Consider the following 16,844-nt stretch of genomic DNA (forward strand, 5'->3'; position numbering starts at 1 on the left):
TCCCAGACCCCTCGCACGCAGCGCGCTTAGGCTTGCCGGGTGACATCTGCGCCGCGCCTCGCCCTGTTCGCGGCGGTCGTGGCGCTCGCGGCGATGTGCACGTCATGCGCCTCGACTCCCGCCGTGACCCCGTCGGCATCGCCGTCGCGGACGGCCTCGGCGGAGCCGGAGCCGTCGCCCACGCCCGAGGCGACGCCGGCCGAGACAGCCGTGGCGACGATGTCTCTGCGCGAGCGCGCGGGGAGCGTCGTGATGGGGCACATCCCCACCACGGATGCCGCCGCGCTCCATGCGTACATGGAGTCCTCCGGCGTCGGCGGCTTCCTCCTGATGGGTGCGAACATCCCGGGAGACGAAGCGGCGCTCCGGGCGATCACCGCGGCACTGACGGTGGACCCGGCACGACCCCCGCTGGTCGCTGTCGATCAGGAGGGCGGTGACGTGTCGCGGCTGCCGTGGGATGCCTTCCCCGCGCCGCTCGCCCTGCAGCAGGCAGACCCGTCGGCTGCCGAGGCGGCGTTCGCCGGTCGCGCGGCGCTCGTACGGCAGGCCGGGATCCCCGTGAACTTCGGCATCGTGGCGGACGTCACGGCCGACGCGGACTCGTTCATCCACCGGCGCGTGCTCGGCACGACGCCTGATGCCGCGTCGGAACGCGTGGCCGCCGCGGTACGGGGGGAGGAGGGCTCGGTGTTCTCGACGCTCAAGCACTTCCCCGGACACGGAGCCGCCCCTGGCGACTCGCACACCGCGATCCCGTCGACCGACCTCACGCTGGACCAGTGGCGTGCCGCAGACGCGCTGCCGTTCGAGGCCGGCATAGACGCCGGCGCCGAGATGCTGATGTTCGGCCATCTGGCCTACACCGCTGTCGATCCCGGGCCCGCGAGCCTGTCACCCGAGTGGCACCGTCTCGCGCGGGAGGAGCTCGGCTTCGACGGTGTGACCATCACCGACGATCTGGGAATGCTGCAGGGTTCGGGTCAGCCGCAGTACGCCGATCCCGTCGCCAACGCCGTGGCTGCTCTGGCCGCGGGCAACGACATGGTCCTGACGGTCGTGTACTCGTCGCCCGACACGGCGCCGCGCGTCATCGACGGCATCGTCGCCGCCGTGGAGTCGGGCGCGCTGCCGGCCGACCGGCTCGAGGACGCCGCGACACGCGTGATGGAGCTGCGCCTCGCCGTGGCCGAGGCGGGCGAAGGCGACCTGCCCTGCACGACCTGCGGCCCTGCGGGCTGAGTTCAGCCCGCGGCGACGTCGATCAGTCGCCCCCGGATGACCCGGCCGCGGTCGGCGAAGGTCCGCTGGGCACGCACGTACGCGGCCTTGCCCTCCGCCGTCTCGATGGGGACGGCGTCGTAGCCCCAGTCGGCGAGGTCGTAGGGCGAGGCGCGCATGTCGAGCACCCTGATGTCACGGGCGAGCTCGAACGCGTCGAGGAGCAGCTCGCCCGGAACGAGGGGGCCGAGCTTCACCGCCCACTTGTACAGGTCCATCCCGGCGTGAAGGCACCCCGGCTGCTCGAGATCCGCCTGCCGCTCGCGGGTCGGCGTCTCGCGGTTGCGCGGAGCCGCCTCGGGCGTGAAGAAGCGGAACGCGTCGAAGTGCGTGCAGCGAAGCTCATGGGCTTCGACGACGGCATCGGTCGCCGCCTGCCCGAGCCGCAGCGGCACGGGATGCCGGTGCTGCGGCTGACGGTAGACCATGGCCCACTCGTGCAGGCCGAAGCAGCCGAAGCCGGGGGGCCGGTCCGCGGTGGCACGGAGGATCCTGCCGACGTTCGCGACGAGGGCGCCCCGCTCGGCGCGGAAGGCCGCACCGTCGACGGCGATCGAACCCTCCGTCGTGCCGGGTCGGTACCAGCGCCAGGCGGCCCGGGCGTCGGCCGCGGCATCCGCCAGTTCCACGCCCTCGCCCGGATGCCATCGGTGCAGCGCCGAAGGCTTGTACGAGTAGTAGGTGAACAGGAAGTCTTCGACGGGGTGCGCTTCGCCCCGTGCCGCGCGCTCGCGGTGGGCGCTCGTCAGTGCCCGGGCGCGAGCCTCGTGCGCCGCTTCGCGCGCACGCCAGGCGTCGCCGGCGAGCGCCGGGACGGCAGGAGGCGCGATCGTCACCGTTCGAGGATACGCGGGCGCCCCGCACGCTCAGCGCGGCTCAGGGCTCGACCGGCTCGATGAGCTCCGGGGAGTTGTTGCGGACGTTGCCCACGGCCTTCGAGACCTCGTGGTCCTCGAGCGTGTCGGCGAGGGCCGGGGCCGCGTCGATCGCCGCGTCGAGCACGTCGCGCACGTTGTCGGTGGTCGGATCGAGCCAGGCATCCGCGTGGTCGGGGTCGAGGAAGAGCGGCATCCGGTCATGGATCGATCCGAGGTGACCGATCGAGTCCCGGGTAAGGATCGTGAAGCTCAGCAGCCACCGCTCGGGGTCGTCGTCGCCCTTGGTCTTGTCGCGCCACCACTCGTAGAGGCCGGCGAGGAACAGCGGCTCGCCGTCGGCGGGGTGGATGAAGTGCGGGACCTTGACGCCGTCGACGTTCTTCCACTCGTAATAGCCGGATGTCGGCACCACCGCCCGCCGCTTCTCGAGCGCACTGCGGAACATCGGCTTGTCTTCGAGCTCCTCGGCCCGCGCGTTGAAGGCGCGCGCGCCGATCTTGGTGTCTTTCGCCCAGGAGGGGATCAGTCCCCAGCGCGCTGCTTCCAGCCGCCGCGTGGGCGGCTCCGTCTTGGCGGAGTCCAGCACGATCGCGGCGCGATTCGTGGGTGCGACATTGAACGAGGGCTCGGGCAGGTCGTCGCCCTCGACGTCGACACGCAGCACCCCGACGAGCTCGGGACCGGCACTGGCCACTACGAAGCGTCCGCACATGCCGCCAGCCTACGCGCGGGCTCCGACGTCAGAGGGTTGCGGTGCCGGTGCTTCCCAGCACGCCGACGCCCTCGAGCCGCTCCAGGAGGCCGGCGCCGTCGTTGTCGCTCACCCAGGGCACCTCGGCCGCGGCGTGGTCGTTGACGGCGGTGCGTCCGCCCGCGAGGACGGCCTCGGCGGGGGAGAGGCGCCGGATGGCGACCGCGACCACTCGCGAGGGGTGCTCGTCGGTGAAGGTCGTGTAGATGGCGTCGTCGTGCTGGCCGTCGTCGCCGATCAGGAGCCACCGCACGTCCGGGAACTCTTCGGCGAGGCGCCGGAGGTTCGACAGCTTGTGCGCCCGGCCGCTGCGGAACCACCGGTCGTGGGTGGGCCCCCAGTCGGTGAGCAGGAGCGCACCCGGCGGGAAGACGTGGCGGCTCAGGAACCGCATCAGCGTCGGGGCGATGTTCCAGGCGCCGGTCGACAGGTAGACCAGTGGCGCTCCCGGGTTCTCGCGGACGACGCGTTCCATCAGCACGGCCATGCCCGGAACGGGCTGGCGCGCGTGCTCGTCGACGACGAAGGAGTTCCAGGCCGCCAGCAGAGGACGGGGGATGGCGGTGACCATCACGGTGTCGTCGACATCCGACACGATGCCGAACCGCACGTCGGGCGCGACGACGAACGCGCGCGTCTCGACCGGCTCACCGCCTTCGACCGTCATCGTGAACGTCTGCCATCCGGGCTCCAGCGCCGCCGGCAGTCGCGTGTCGATGACCCCGCCGCGGTCGGCGACGACCTCGTGCTCGACCCCCGCGATGGTGACCGTGACCTGCGCGTAGCCGATCGGAACGGCCACGAAACTGCGCCAGCCGCGCACCCCGGCATACTCGCCGCCCTCGGAGACCTTCGCCGGCGGCACGATCATGACGCGACCCAGCACGCGGACCCAGCCCGGACCGCCGTATCCGGGGAACGGTGTCACCGTGGGCTTCTGGCCCCGCCGGCGCGCACGTCGCTCCCGCCACGCGTGGAACCGGTACTCCAGGCGCGCGAACCACAGAACCTTGGCGCGCACGGGCTGGGGATCCGTCTGGGGCATCCCCTCAGTCTTTCACGTCCGCCACGGAGGCCTCGTCCGGACCCTCGTGGTCGAGGTGCTTGCGCTCGGCCCGTTCGATGACCTTCTTGCTCACGAACACGAGCCCCAGGAACAGCACGATGATGCCGACGAAGATGTATCCCGCGTAGTGGAGCTGGTCGGCGAGCTCGCGGTACGTGCCGGCGGCGAGGGCCGCCACCGAGATGTACAGGGTCGACCAGATCACGCAGGCGGGGATCGTCCACGCAAGGAAGCGCCGATACGGATAGCCGCTCATGCCGACCGTCAGCGGCACCAGCGAGTGCAGGACCGGGAGAAATCGCGAGATGAAGATCGCGGGACCCCCACGGCGGCGCAGGTACCGCTCAGAGCGCTCCCAGTTCGCCTCCCCGATCCGGCGGCCCAGGCGCGAGTGCTGGATCTTCGGGCCGAGGAACCGGCCGAGCCAGAAGCCGATGCTCTCGCCGATGAGGGCGCCCACCACGACCGCGACACCCAGCATCACCCCCTCGAGGGGCGACGCGACGGCCGTGCCGGCGACGATGACGATGGTGTCGCCGGGAACCACGAGCCCGATGAGCACACTGGTCTCGAGCATGATCGCGAAGCCCGCGAGAAGAGTCCTCAGCACCGGGTCGACGCTCTGCACGGCGTCGAGCAGCCAGGTGAGGAACTCGTTCACGCCACGAGCCTAGAGGCCGCCGCGCCCCTCTAACCTGGGAACATGTCGGAGAGCCTCGCCGCCGCGCACGTCGCGCAGTGGGTGGATCCGGCATCCGCTTTCGCCGCCGTGTTCGCGCAGGAGACACACGCCTTCTGGCTGGATGCCGGACCCGGCGCCGCCGACGGCTGGAGCTGGATGGGCACCGGCACGCCCGATGACGCGCTACTCGCCACGGCCACCGTGTGCAGCGGCGAGTCCGGCGACGTCGAAGGACACACCGTCCCGTTCCACGGCGGGTGGGTCGGCTGGACCGGCTACGACGACGCGGCCGCGCGGGCGGGCGCGCCGTCGTCCCACGACGCCGACGGCGTGCCCCAGGACCTCTGGCTGCGAGTGCGCCGCCTGGTCGCGTTCGACCACGGCGCGCAGCAGATCTACGTCTTCGCATCGCCGGACGACCTCCCGGGGTTGGCGGCGGCGATCACCGCCGCCTCCGCTCCGCCGCCGGAGCCGGTGCCGGCCCTCGACCGGGGAGTCGCGAGCGCGCGGCACACACCGGACGAGTACGCGGGGCTCATCGAGCGGTGCCGCGACGCGATTCGCGAGGGCGACGCCTACCAGCTGTGTCTGACGACCCGGTTCGAGGTCCCGGCATCCGTGGATCCGCTCGAGGCGTACGGGCGCCTGCGGCGAGCGACTCCCGCGCACCACGGCGGCTTCGTGCGCTCGGGGGAGATCGCGCTCCTCAGTGCCAGCCCCGAGCGCTTCCTGCACGTGGCGTCGAGCGGCGAGGGCGCCGGCGTCGTCCGCACCCGGCCGATCAAGGGGACGCGGCCGCGCGGCCCGGATCCGGCGAGCGATACCGCGCTGGCCGACGAGTTGCGCGCCAGCGAGAAGGAGCGCGCTGAGAACGTCATGATCGTCGACCTCATGCGCAACGACCTCTCCCGTGTGTGCCTGCCTGGAACCGTCGGCGTCGACGCGCTCCTCGAGGTCGAGTCGTACCCCGCCGTGCATCAGCTCGTCAGCACGGTGTCGGGCCGCCTGGCACCGGGAACGACGGTGGGCGAGCTGCTCGAGGCGACCTTTCCCGCAGGCTCCATGACCGGAGCCCCCAAGCTCTCGGCGATGACGATCCTGCACGGCCTCGAAGCGGCGCCGCGCGGCGTGTTCTCGGGCTGCTTCGGCTGGATCGGCGACGACGGCGGGCTCGACCTCGCCATGGTGATCCGCTCGATCGTCGTCCGTCGCGACAGCGCCTATGTCGGCGCCGGGGGCGGCATCACCTGGCGATCGGATGCCGCGGCCGAGGTCGCCGAGGTCGGCGTCAAGGCGCGCGCGCCCCTCGCCGCGTTGGGGGCAGCGCTCCCGCCAGGCTGGTGAACCGCCGTTCCGCTAACCTGGTAGACGCGCTTCGCGCGCTGCGCGCGCTTCCCGGCATCCCATGATTGGTTCTTCCCTCGTGAGTCACACCGACACCTCCGTCACCTCTGCGCCCGCCGAGGGCTACGACGCGTACTCGATCCAGCAGAAGTGGCAGGCGCGCTGGGCCGAGGCCGACCCGTTCCGCGCCGGCGGGGCCGACGACACGCGTCCGCGGAAGTACGTGCTCGGGATGTTCCCGTACCCGTCGGGCGACCTGCACATGGGGCACGCCGAGAGCTACGCCTACGTCGACATCGTGGCGCGGTTCTGGCGCCACCGCGGCTACAACGTGCTGAACCCGATCGGATGGGACTCGTTCGGCCTGCCCGCTGAGAACGCGGCCATCCAGCGCGGCGCCGACCCGCGCGAGTGGACCTACGCGAACATCGAGCAGCACAAGAAGAGCTTCCGCGAGTACGGCTCGTCGTACGACTGGAGCCGCATCCTCCACACCAGCGACCCGGAGTACTACCACTGGAACCAGTGGCTGTTCCAGCGCCTCTACGAGCGCGGGCTGGCGTACCGCAAGGAGAGCCCGGTCAACTGGTGCCCCAACGACCAGACCGTGCTCGCCAACGAGCAGGTCGTCGACGGACACTGCGAGCGGTGCGGCGCGGAGGTGATCAAGAAGAAGCTCACGCAGTGGTACTTCAAGATCACCGAGTACGCGGACCGGCTGCTGGACGATCTCAACCAGCTCGAGGGGTTCTGGCCCCAGAAGGTCATCCGCATGCAGCGGAATTGGATCGGCCGCTCGGTGGGCGCCGATATCGACTTCGAGATCGAGGGCCGCGCCGACAAGGTCACGGTCTTCTCGACGCGCCCTGACACGCTGCACGGCGCGACCTTCATGGTCGTCGCCCCCGACAGCGACCTGGCCGCCGAACTGGCCGCCGGCTCGTCGGCGGAGGTGCGCATGCGCTTCCAGGACTACCTCGAGAGCGTCCAGCGCGAGACCGAGATCGAGCGCCAGAGCACCGACCGCCCCAAGACCGGCGTCTTCCTCGACCGGTTCGCGATCAACCCCATCAACGGCGACCGCCTGCCGATCTGGGCCGCCGACTACGTGCTCGCCGACTACGGCCACGGCGCCGTGATGGCCGTCCCCGCGCACGATCAGCGCGACCTCGACTTCGCCCGCGCCTTCGACCTTCCGGTCAAGGTCGTGGTCGACACCACCGCGCCGATCACCGGCGCCATCCCGGTCATCGAGCTCGACGACGACGGAGTGCCGATCGATCCGGGCCCGCTCGATTCGCTGTCCGACATCGATCCCGCCCGCACCGGTATCGCGCTCACCGGCGAGGGCCGGCTGATCAACTCAGGCTCGCTCGACGGCCTGTCGAAGCGGAACGCGATCGCGCGCATCATCGAGCAGCTCGCAGCCGCCGGCACGGGCCGCGCGGCGAAGTCCTACCGCCTGCGCGACTGGCTCATCTCGCGTCAGCGCTTCTGGGGCACCCCCATCCCGATGGTCCACACCGAGGACGGCCGCATCGTCCCCGTCCCCGCGGACCAGCTGCCGCTGCGCCTGCCCGACGCGCAGGGGCTCGACCTCGCGCCGAAGGGGACGTCGCCGCTCGGCGGCGCGACCGAGTGGATGCAGACGACCGACCCCGAGACGGGCGAGCCCGCCCTGCGCGACCCCGACACGATGGACACGTTCGTCGACAGCTCGTGGTACTTCCTGCGGTTCCTCGCGCCGAAGGACGCCGACGAGGCGTTCTCGTCGCGCGAGGCGGACCGCTGGGCGCCGGTGGATTCGTACATCGGCGGCGTCGAGCACGCGATCCTGCACCTGCTGTACGCGCGCTTCATCACCAAGGTCCTCTTCGACATGGGGCTGATCGACTTCACCGAGCCCTTCTCCAGCCTGATCAACCAGGGCATGGTCCTCCTGGACGGCTCGAAGATGTCGAAGTCCAAGGGCAACCTGGTCGAGTTCGCGTCGAGCATGGTCGATCCGGGCGCCGACGCCGTGCGCGTCGCGATCGCCTTCGCCGGCCCGGTCGAGGACGACATCAACTGGGAGGACGTGTCGACCACCGGGGCCCAGAAGTTCCTGGCGCGCGCGTGGCGCGTGGCCACGGATGTCACGAGCGACCCCGACGTCGTCTGGGCGGAGGGCGATGCGTCGCTGCGCCGCGTGACGCACCGCCTGCTCGCGGACGCTCCCGGCCTCGTCGAGCAGACGAAGTTCAACGTCGTCGTGGCGCGCCTCATGGAACTCGTCAACGCGACGCGCAAGGTGATCGACACCGGCGCAGGCCCGGCGGACCCTGCGGTGCGCGAGGCCGCCGAGGCCACTGCGATGATCCTCGATCTGTTCGCGCCGCATCTGGCGGAGGAGATGTGGCAGATCCTCGGCTACGACGGCTTCGTCGGCCTCGTGCCGTGGCGCAACGCCGACCCGACTCTGCTCGTCGAGGAGAGCGTGACGGCGATCGTCCAGGTCGACGGCAAGGTGCGCGGAACCCTGCAGGTCGCCGCCCGCATCGATGCTGCGGAGCTCGAGCGTCTCGCCCGCGCGGACGCGAAGGTCCTCCGTGCCCTCGGCGACCGTGAGATCACGCGCACCGTCGTGCGGCCGCCCAAGGTCGTGAGCTTCAGCACGCACTGACCCTCCTCCCCAGGAAGGTCGCGCCGGGGAAAGTCCACATCCCTGCGCCAGCGCGCCGCCCGGCTGCGACCGGCCGCTTAGCGTGAGTCCGGTGACAGCCGGTGACCGCGACGAGCCGCCCGCTGGCCATCCCTCCGCGGCGCGGCGTCGTATCGGGATCGGCGCCGTCGTCGTGCTGGTGATCGCGGCGCTGGCGATCACGGTCGGCATCGGCATCCTGCGCGGTGCGCTGGCGCCGGTCGACGAGGTCGTCGTCGACCAGACGCCGGCCGCGGCCGCCACGACCAGGGCCGACCTCTACGTGCACGTGTCGGGAGCGGTGCGGGTTCCCGGACTGTACGTGCTGCCCGCCGGCGCCCGCGTCGTCGATGCCGTCGCGGCGGCGGGCGGCTTCGCCGACGACGCCGACCGCGACGCGGTGAACCTCGCGCGGACGCTCGACGACGGCGAACAGCTGCCCGTGCCCCGCGAGGGCGAGGCGCCGCCGGTCGGCGCGTCTGCCGCTGCACCCGCCGACGGTCGGGTCGACCTCAATACCGCGGATGCCGCGCTGCTCGAGACGCTGCCGCGCATCGGGCCCGCCCTCGCCGAGCGCATCCTCGCGTGGCGCGACGACAACGGCGGCTTCACCAGCATCGAAGACCTCCTCGCCGTGCCGGGCATCGGCGACAAGATGCTGGAGTCCCTCCGCGACCTCGTGACGGTGTGAGATGCCGCGCGCTGGGGCACTCAGACTGGTACCCGTCGCCGCACTGTGCTGGGCGGCGGCCGGTGCTGCGACACTCGCTCCCGCCGTCGCGCCCTGGATCGCCCTCGCCCTGTGGGCGATCGTCGCGCTGGCCGCCGTCGCCGTCCTGACCCTGAGCGTCCGTGCGGGGTCCCGCCCTCGCTCTGCGCGGGGGCCGGGACTGCTCCGGATGCCGCACAACGCGCTGCGCCGTGCCCTCGTCGTCACGGTGCTCGCCGCCGCCGCATCCGCGGCAGCCGCCTCCCATGTCGCCTGGACCCAGCCTGAGCGCGCGAGCATCGCCGATCTGGCGCTCGACGGCGGACGTGCCGTCGACGTGCGCGCGCAGGTCGTCGGGAAGGTCGAGCGCCGTGCCGACGGCACGCTCGCGTTCGATGCCCGTGCCTCGCGGTTCGCGACCGGCACCGAGACGCATGCGGCCGACGTCGAGATCACCGTGCGCGTCGCCATCGACGACGTGGATCGTCTCGGGCAGCTCGACGTCGGCGCCGCGGTCGACGCCCGCGGCACAGCGGCACCCGGCCGTCCCGCCGGGCGGTCGGTGATCGTGCTGTGGGCCTCCCGCGGCGTCGACGTCGTGCACGCACCGGAGGGTCCCACCGCCGTGGCCGCGGGCCTGCGCCACGGGCTCCTCCGCGCCGTGGCAGGGCTGCCCGGCGTGGGCGCCGGCCTCGTGCCGGGTCTGGCGGTCGGCGACACCTCGATCGTGTCGCCGGCGCTCGACGCGGCGATGAAGGCGGCGTCGCTGTCGCACCTCACGGCCGTGTCGGGCGCGAACTGCGCGCTCGTCGTCGGCATGGCCTTCGCCCTGGCCGCGGCATGCGGTGCTTCCCGGGGTCTGCGCGTCGCGAGCGGTCTCGCGGTGCTCGTGGGCTTCGTGGTGCTCGTCACGCCGGAGCCCAGCGTGATCCGCGCCGCCGCCATGGCCGCCATCGCGATGCTCGCGGTGCTGCTCGGCCGTGCCGGGGTCGGCATCGCGCTCCTTTCCACGGCCGCGACGGTGCTGCTGGTCATCGATCCGTGGCTCGCGGCCTCGCTCGGCTTCGCGCTCTCGGCCGCCGCAACGGCCGCCTTGCTGCTGTGCGCGCGGCCGCTCGCTGCAGGCCTCGCTCGCGCCGTTCCCCGCCCCCTCGCGCTGGCAGTGGCCGTGCCGCTCGCCGCCCAGCTCGCGTGCGGACCCCTGCTGATCCTCATCGAGCCGACTGTTCCCGTATACGGTGTGCTCGCGAACCTCCTGGCAGGTCCCGCGGCGCCGGTGGCGACGGTGCTCGGCCTCGCCGCATGCCTTGCCGCACCACTCCCGTGGCTGCAGTCCGGTCTGGCGGCTCTCGCGTGGGTGCCGGCATCCTGGATCGCCGCGACCGCGACCACGACCGCCGGCCTGCCCGGCGACGCGCTGCCGTGGCTCGAAGGGTGGCCGGGAGCGGCGGCCCTGGCGATCCTCGGGCTCGCGATCGGGCTCGTCATCGCACGGGGACGCGGCGGGTCGCGCGCACAGCGGCTGGCTCGGGCCGGATCCGTCTGCCTCGTGGCCGTGGTCACCGGCGCGGCGCTGGGCGCAGGCGCGCTCAGCTCGATCGCCGGCCGGTGGACGCTGCCCCGCGACTGGGCGGTGCTCGCCTGCGACGTCGGCCAGGGCGACGCGGTGCTGCTCCGCTCGGCCGGCGCCGTCGCGCTCATCGACACGGGGCCCGATCCCGAGCCACTCGCCGCCTGTCTCTCCCGCGCCGGGATCGAGCGCATCGACCTGCTCGTGCTCACCCACTACGACCTGGACCACATCGGCGGACTCGCCGCCGTGCGCGGCCGGGTCGGCACCGTCCTCCACGGTCCCGGCGACGCCGAGGGCAGGGCCCAGATCACCGCGCTGACGGCGCAGGGAGCGCGGGCGACCGAGGCATCCGCGGGCCTCACCGGCTCGCTCGGCGCGGCCCGGTGGCGTGTGCTCTGGCCGAAGCCCGGCAGCCGGGCGTTCCCGGAGGGCAACGACGCCAGCGTCGTCGTCGACGTGCGCGGCGGCGGCATCCCGCCCACGCTGGCGCTCGGCGACCTGTCCGCGTCGCCGCAGCGCGTGCTCACGGCATCCGGCGCGCTCGCCCCGCCGTACGCGATCGTCAAGGTCGCCCATCACGGCAGTGGAGACCAGGATGCCGCGTTGTACGTCGCCGCCCAGCCCGCCGTGGCGCTCGTCACGGTCGGGACCGACAACGACTACGACCACCCGAGAGAAGAGACGCTCGCGATCCTCGACGCTGTGGGCGCGCGCATCGCACGCACCGACCAGGACGGCGCGATCGCGCTCTGGTCGTCGGAAGGAGCCGTCGCGATCTGGCGCGAGCGCGGCGGCTGAGCGCCGGTGTTCCCGGCGACGCTCACGGCCGCCGCCGCAGCAGCTGCCGCCGACGACCGCCGTCGGTGGTCGTCGGTAGGCTGGGGGAATGGCTTCTCCCGCTCGCCGAGCACCCGCGAAGGCGGCACGCAGCGCCATTCCCCAGCTGTCCTGGCGGGCGCCACAGCCCGCGCCGATCGTGCTGGTGTCCGGTCCCGAAGAGGTCTGCGCCGAGCGCGCGATCGCGGGGGTGCGGGAATACCTGCGCGCCGAGGATCCGACGCTCGAGGTCTCCGACATCCGCGCCGACGACTACGCCGCGGGAACCCTTCTGGGCGTCACGTCGCCGTCGCTGTTCGGCGAGCCGCGGCTCGTGCGCGTGAGCGGCGTGGAGAAGTGCTCCGACACCTTCCTGGCCGAAGCCGTCTCCTACCTCTCGGCGCCACAGGACGGCGCCACCGTGGTGCTGCGTCACACCGGTGCGAGCGTCCGAGGCAAGAAGCTGCTCGACGCGATCCGCGCCGGACAGGGCTCCGGTGTGGAGATCGCGTGTCCTGCCGTCAAGCGCGATTCCGACCGCTTCGACTTCGCCGTAGGGGAGTTCCAGGCCGCCAAGAAGCGCATCGCCCCCACCGCCCTGCGCGCTCTCGTCTCGGCGTTCGCCGACGACCTCACCGAGCTCGCCGCGGCGTGCCAGCAGCTGATCGCCGACGTTCCCGGCGACATCACCGACCAGATCGTCGAACGCTACTACGGCGGTCGCGTCGAGACGTCGGCGTTCACGGTCGCCGACACGGCGATCGCCGGCCGCTACGGCGAGGCGCTCATCGCACTCCGCCACGCGCTCGCCTCGGGTGCCGACCCCGTCCCACTGGTCGCAGCGGTCGCGATGAAGCTGCGGACCATGGCGCGGGTAGCGGGCAACCGCGAGCCCTCGGCGGCCCTCGCCGCCCGGCTGGGCATGAAGGACTGGCAGGTCGATCGCGCCCGCCGCGATCTGATTGGGTGGAACGAAGAGAGCCTGGGTCGCGCGATCCAGGCGACGGCGAGGGCGGATGCCGAGGTCAAGGGCGGCTCTCGTGATGCGGTCTTCGCTATCGAGCGCATGATCACGGTCATCGCGACCCGCGCGCCGTACGGCGCTTGAACGCGGGTACGCGAAAGGCCCGCCCCTGACGGGACGGGCCTTCTCGACCGATGCTCAGCAGGCGATCTCGCGCCGGCGGCGACCTCACGGTCGCAGAGCGTGTCGAAGGCTCAGAGCGCGGAGACCTGCTTGGCGATGGCCGACTTGCGGTTCGCCGCCTGGTTCTTGTGGATGACGCCCTTGCTGACGGCCTTGTCGAGCTTCTTGGACGCCGTGCCCAGCGCCTTCTCGGCGGCGGCCTTGTCGCCCGCAGCGATCGCCTCGCGGGTGCGACGGACGTGCGTCTTCAGCTCGCTCTTGACGGCCTTGTTGCGCTCGCGCGCCTTCTCGTTGGTCTTGTTGCGCTTGATCTGCGACTTGATGTTCGCCACGTGTCGACGTTCTTTCGTTCGAAGGGAATCGGATGGATGTGCCGGTCAGCGAGAGAGGGGCGCTTCGCGACGGTCGTGAGGGCGAACCCACACGCAAGCCAAACAAGGATTCTATCAGGTCGGTCGGCATCCCATTGACGCCCGCCTGCGTGCATGCGGCAGCGGCGCGATGATGCATGATCTAGGCGTGGGTGCGTGCACCCGAGGCGTGCGTCCATGACGAAGGAGTCCACCGTGCCGCAGCATCCGTCCGTCGACCTCGCACCGTTCCCGCCGGGCTTCCGGTGGTCCGCGGCGACCGCCGCGTTCCAGGTGGAGGGCTCGCGTGCCGCCGACGGACGCGGACGGTCGATCTGGGACGACTTCGTCGACGCTCCCGGCGCCGTCCGGGACGCCGCGACGGCGGACCCCGGCCCCGACAGCTACCGGCGGCACCGCGAAGACGTCGCGCTGCTCGCCGGACTCGGGGTCGACCGCTACCGCTTCTCGATCTCATGGGTGCGGGTGCAGCCCGAAGCGGGCGGCCCCGTCCTGCAGGCGGGACTCGACTACTACCGCCGCCTCGCCGACGATCTTCTCGACGCCGGCGTCACGCCGTTCGCGACGCTGTACCACTGGGACTTGCCGAGCGTGCTGGAAGAGGCAGGCGGATGGCTGTCGCGCGACACTGCGCAGCGCTTCGGCGAGTACGCCGGGATCGTCGCCGAGGCTCTCGGCGACCGCATCCGTCACTGGTACACGCTCAACGAACCCGTCTCCACGTCGCTGCAGGGCTATGCCGTCGGCACACTGGCGCCAGGGCGTCAGCTGCTGTTCGGCTCGCTGCCCACCGTGCACCATCAGCTTCTCGCCCACGGTCTGGCCGAGCGCGCGCTGCGGGCCGCCGGTGCGGAGGAGGTCGGCATCGTCAACAACCACACGCTGGTGCTTCCCGCGAGCGGGACGGATGCCGACCTCACCGCGGCCGCGGTGTACGACGTCCTCCACAACCGCGTCTTCGCCGAGCCGGTTCTCACCGGGGCGTACCCGGACCTGGAGGCGTTCGGCATCCCGCCGATGCCGGTGGAAGACGGCGATCTCGAGGTCATCTCCGCACCCGGGGACTTCTACGGCATCAACTTCTACAATCCGACGACGATCGCGGCCGCGGCGCCGGGCAGCCCCGTCCCCTTCGAGATCGTGCCCACACCGGGCGCACCCGTCACCGGGTTCGGACCGGAGTGGCCCATCGTGCCCGCCTCGCTCACGGAGCTTCTGCTCGGCTTCCGCGACCGCTATGGCGATCGCCTTCCTCCCCTCGTGATCGGTGAGAACGGCGCCTCGTTCCCCGAGCCCGCCCACGTCGACGGCCCCGTCGACGATGCCGAGCGCATCGCGTATCTGGCAGGCCACATCGACGCCGTCGGCGCCGCCGTGCGCGCGGGCGTCGACGTCCGCGAGTACACGGTGTGGTCACTGCTGGACAACTTCGAGTGGGCCGACGGGTGGTCGCAGCGATTCGGGCTGGTGCACGTCGACTTCGACACGGCCAAGCGCACACCGAAGACCTCGTTCGACTGGTACCGGGCGCTCATCGCCGAGGCGCGCTCGTGAGCACGCGGCAGCGCGGCAAGGTCGGCGCAAGCTGGTTCACGCTCTTCACCCTGGCGTGGCTCGCGCTGTGGACGGTGCAGCTGACCCCGCTGCAGCTGCTCATACCGCTGCAGCTCGACACTCCCGACGACGCCGCGGGCTGGGTGTCCGGGGTGGTCTCGTCGGGACTCGTCCTCGCGATCGGCGGCGTCGCGGGTGTCATCGCCGCCCCGCTCGCAGGTGGCCTGTCCGACCGTACGCGCGGACGATGGGGGCGCCGGCGGCCCTGGGCGCTCGGCGGCGTCTGGCTCGGCACGGCGTCGCTCACGGCCATCGCCTTCGCGTCGGGCCCGTGGGGCGTGGGACTCGCGTGGGTCGGCGTCTCGGTGGGCGTCGCCGTCGCCTCGGCGGCCTTCACCGCACTGATCGCCGACCAGCTGACGACTCAGCGAGGCGCGGCATCCGCGGCCGTCTCGTCCTCGCAGGCGCTCGGGATCGTCGTCGGGGTGGGTGTCATCGTGCTCCTGGAGCTCGGGGTCGTCGTCGGCTACCTCGCTCTGGCCGGCTTCCTCGCCGTCGTCGGCACCGTCGCGGCGCTGCTCCTTCCCGATCCGCCCGCGCGTGCGGAGGTGGCTGTGGCGCGGGAGGTCAGGACGCTGCGCGAGCGCCTCGCCGCGCTGCGCGACCGCGACTTCGCCTGGCTGCTCGCAGGACGTCTGACGGTGAACATCGGCAATGCGCTCGGAACCGGGCTGCTGCTGTTCTTCCTGCTCTACGGGCTGCACCGGGATGCCGCGACCGCCGAAGACGAGCTGCTGCTGCTGATCCTCGTGTACACGCTGTTCGTCGTCGTCTCGTCGATCGTGTCGGGCTGGATCTCCGACCGCACCGGCCGCCGTCTCCCGTTCGTGGTGTGGCCGGCCGTGATCCAGGGGCTCGCGTCGATCATCCTCGTCGTGGCGCCGTCGCTCACCTCGGCGATGATCGCCGCGGCGCTCCTCGGCGTCGGCTACGGGGCGTACATGTCGGTGAGTCTGGCGCTGGGCACCGACCTGCTGCCTTACGCGGAGGACCACGCCCGCGACCTGGGTTTCGTCAACGTCTCGGCGAGCCTGGGGCAGCTCATCGGCCCGCTTCTCGGCGCCGGGCTGGTGGCGCTCGTCGGCGGCTTCTGGCTGCTCTTCCTGGTGGGCGGCATCCTGTCGATCATCGGCGGGTTCATGACATACGCGATCCGTGCACGCGATCGCACGACGTCAGCCGTCTGACGACTCCAGGGTCGTCAGAGCCACCTCGAGGAGCGCGTCGAACACGCGCGGGCGCATCACGGTGACGTGGTGGGTGGTGCGGGGGACGACGACGAGCTCGGCGTGCTGCGCGATGCGCATGAACAGCTTCTCGTTCACGCGGAGCTGGTCGTACTGCCCGTTGACGAACCACAGCGGCACGTCGATGCGGTGGAGGGCGGCGAGCAGATCCAGAACCGAGAGGCTGCGCAGCGCGATGTCCTGCGCGTCCAGGGCATAGCCGCCGGCGCCGAAGTCGGCGCGGGTCTCATCGGGAAGGATGCGATCGAGCATGCGATTCGTCAGCCACATCCCGCGATCGGGCAGCGAGTCGAATCCGCGCGCGAGCACGCGATAGGCGGCGAGTCCCACACCGCGCGGTATCGCGGTGCAGGATGCCGCGACGAAGCCCGCGACGGGCGGCGGATCCTCCGCACCCGCGTACTCGATGCACAGCAGCCCTCCCATCGAGTGCCCCACGAGGAGGACCGGTCCGCGCTCGGCGGCTGCGCGCACCGCCTCGTCGATCGTCATCATGGCCGATTCGAGGGTGAAGTCCTCGGCCATGCGCGATCCGTGGCCGGGCAGGTCGACGGCCGTGACCGGCGTGCCGCGCGCGGTCAGGTAGTCGACCTGGGCGCGCCACATGGTGGCGGACGTCCGGATGCCGTGGACGAGCACGACCTGCACCACCATGACGACAGGCTAGCCGGGGGCGCCGCCTAGC

At 71.8% G+C, this 16,844-nt stretch carries 14 protein-coding genes; 8 read left to right on the top strand and 6 right to left on the bottom strand.

Going from position 1 to position 16,844, the window contains the following annotated elements; translation table 11 throughout:
* Nucleotides 1-39: 39 nt before the first annotated feature.
* Nucleotides 40-1,242 (top strand): glycoside hydrolase family 3 N-terminal domain-containing protein, encoded by a 1,203-nt coding sequence (locus MRBLMI12_RS15735; RefSeq protein ID WP_363357301.1) that lies wholly within the window; start codon nt 40-42, stop codon nt 1,240-1,242.
* A gap of 2 nt (nt 1,243-1,244) precedes the next feature.
* On the opposite strand, the gene MRBLMI12_RS15740 is transcribed toward MRBLMI12_RS15735, so the two are convergent.
* The 4 genes from MRBLMI12_RS15740 to MRBLMI12_RS15755 are packed head-to-tail and all read right to left on the bottom strand — an operon-like array spanning nt 1,245 to nt 4,637.
* Nucleotides 1,245-2,117 (bottom strand): 3-methyladenine DNA glycosylase, encoded by an 873-nt coding sequence (locus tag MRBLMI12_RS15740; protein WP_414686222.1) that lies wholly within the window; start codon nt 2,115-2,117, stop codon nt 1,245-1,247.
* Between the two features lie 40 nt (nt 2,118-2,157).
* A complete protein-coding gene (locus tag MRBLMI12_RS15745) occupies nt 2,158-2,871 on the bottom strand; it encodes an SOS response-associated peptidase (protein ID WP_363357302.1) in 714 nt (237 codons plus the stop codon).
* Nucleotides 2,872-2,899: 28 nt separating this feature from the next.
* A complete protein-coding gene (locus MRBLMI12_RS15750) occupies nt 2,900-3,955 on the bottom strand; it encodes an App1 family protein (RefSeq protein ID WP_349427427.1) in 1,056 nt (351 codons plus the stop codon).
* Nucleotides 3,956-3,959: 4 nt separating this feature from the next.
* A complete protein-coding gene (locus tag MRBLMI12_RS15755) occupies nt 3,960-4,637 on the bottom strand; it encodes a DedA family protein (protein ID WP_349427428.1) in 678 nt (225 codons plus the stop codon).
* A gap of 42 nt (nt 4,638-4,679) precedes the next feature.
* Between MRBLMI12_RS15755 and MRBLMI12_RS15760 the strand changes: the two genes are divergently transcribed.
* The 5 genes from MRBLMI12_RS15760 (at nt 4,680) to holA (ending at nt 12,888) form a co-directional block, all read left to right on the top strand.
* Nucleotides 4,680-6,002: an anthranilate synthase component I family protein gene (locus MRBLMI12_RS15760; protein WP_363357303.1), complete on the top strand. Its 1,323-nt coding sequence runs from the start codon at nt 4,680-4,682 to the stop codon at nt 6,000-6,002.
* A gap of 79 nt (nt 6,003-6,081) precedes the next feature.
* Nucleotides 6,082-8,664 carry a leucine--tRNA ligase gene (gene leuS, locus MRBLMI12_RS15765; RefSeq protein ID WP_404907553.1) on the top strand — a complete coding sequence of 861 codons (2,583 nt, stop codon included), beginning with the start codon at nt 6,082-6,084 and terminating at the stop codon, nt 8,662-8,664.
* 157 nt (nt 8,665-8,821) lie between these two features.
* Nucleotides 8,822-9,373 (top strand): ComEA family DNA-binding protein, encoded by a 552-nt coding sequence (locus tag MRBLMI12_RS15770; RefSeq protein ID WP_414686232.1) that lies wholly within the window; start codon nt 8,822-8,824, stop codon nt 9,371-9,373.
* A 1-nt stretch (nt 9,374) separates the two neighbouring features.
* Nucleotides 9,375-11,762, top strand: a complete 2,388-nt coding sequence (locus tag MRBLMI12_RS15775; RefSeq protein ID WP_363357306.1) for a ComEC/Rec2 family competence protein — start codon at nt 9,375-9,377, stop codon at nt 11,760-11,762.
* 88 nt (nt 11,763-11,850) lie between these two features.
* Nucleotides 11,851-12,888: a DNA polymerase III subunit delta gene (gene holA, locus MRBLMI12_RS15780; RefSeq protein WP_363357308.1), complete on the top strand. Its 1,038-nt coding sequence runs from the start codon at nt 11,851-11,853 to the stop codon at nt 12,886-12,888.
* 110 nt (nt 12,889-12,998) lie between these two features.
* Here the strand turns inward: holA and rpsT are convergent, their stop codons facing one another.
* The gene (rpsT, locus tag MRBLMI12_RS15785) at nt 12,999-13,259 is read right to left on the bottom strand and encodes a 30S ribosomal protein S20 (RefSeq protein WP_163617239.1); all 261 of its coding nucleotides are present in this window, start codon (nt 13,257-13,259) and stop codon (nt 12,999-13,001) included.
* 216 nt (nt 13,260-13,475) lie between these two features.
* Here rpsT and MRBLMI12_RS15790 point away from each other — a divergent pair, with 216 nt between their 5' ends.
* Entirely contained in the window at nt 13,476-14,852 is a 1,377-nt protein-coding gene (locus MRBLMI12_RS15790) for a GH1 family beta-glucosidase (RefSeq protein ID WP_363357309.1), read from the top strand.
* Nucleotides 14,849-16,099, top strand: coding sequence for an MFS transporter (locus MRBLMI12_RS15795; RefSeq protein WP_363357310.1), 1,251 nt, complete (start codon nt 14,849-14,851; stop codon nt 16,097-16,099). The genes MRBLMI12_RS15790 and MRBLMI12_RS15795 overlap by 4 nt, the downstream gene beginning before the upstream one ends.
* Here the strand turns inward: MRBLMI12_RS15795 and MRBLMI12_RS15800 are convergent.
* Entirely contained in the window at nt 16,088-16,813 is a 726-nt protein-coding gene (locus MRBLMI12_RS15800) for an alpha/beta fold hydrolase (protein WP_363357311.1), read from the bottom strand. The two genes, MRBLMI12_RS15795 and MRBLMI12_RS15800, sit on opposite strands and share 12 nt — an antisense overlap.
* Between the last annotated feature and the right edge of the window lie 31 nt (nt 16,814-16,844).

The organism is Microbacterium sp. LMI12-1-1.1, from assembly GCF_040676455.1.
Classification (GTDB): Bacteria; Actinomycetota; Actinomycetes; order Actinomycetales; family Microbacteriaceae; genus Microbacterium.

Coding starts and splice junctions, on each gene's coding strand:
- MRBLMI12_RS15745 (WP_363357302.1), bottom strand. CDS start 2,871: ATGTGCGGACGCTTCGTAGTGGCCAGTGCCGGTCCCGAGCTCGTCGGG.
- MRBLMI12_RS15750 (WP_349427427.1), bottom strand. CDS start 3,955: ATGCCCCAGACGGATCCCCAGCCCGTGCGCGCCAAGGTTCTGTGGTTC.
- MRBLMI12_RS15760 (WP_363357303.1), top strand. CDS start 4,680: ATGTCGGAGAGCCTCGCCGCCGCGCACGTCGCGCAGTGGGTGGATCCG.
- MRBLMI12_RS15775 (WP_363357306.1), top strand. CDS start 9,375: ATGCCGCGCGCTGGGGCACTCAGACTGGTACCCGTCGCCGCACTGTGC.
- holA (WP_363357308.1), top strand. CDS start 11,851: ATGGCTTCTCCCGCTCGCCGAGCACCCGCGAAGGCGGCACGCAGCGCC.
- MRBLMI12_RS15790 (WP_363357309.1), top strand. CDS start 13,476: ATGACGAAGGAGTCCACCGTGCCGCAGCATCCGTCCGTCGACCTCGCA.
- MRBLMI12_RS15800 (WP_363357311.1), bottom strand. CDS start 16,813: ATGGTGGTGCAGGTCGTGCTCGTCCACGGCATCCGGACGTCCGCCACC.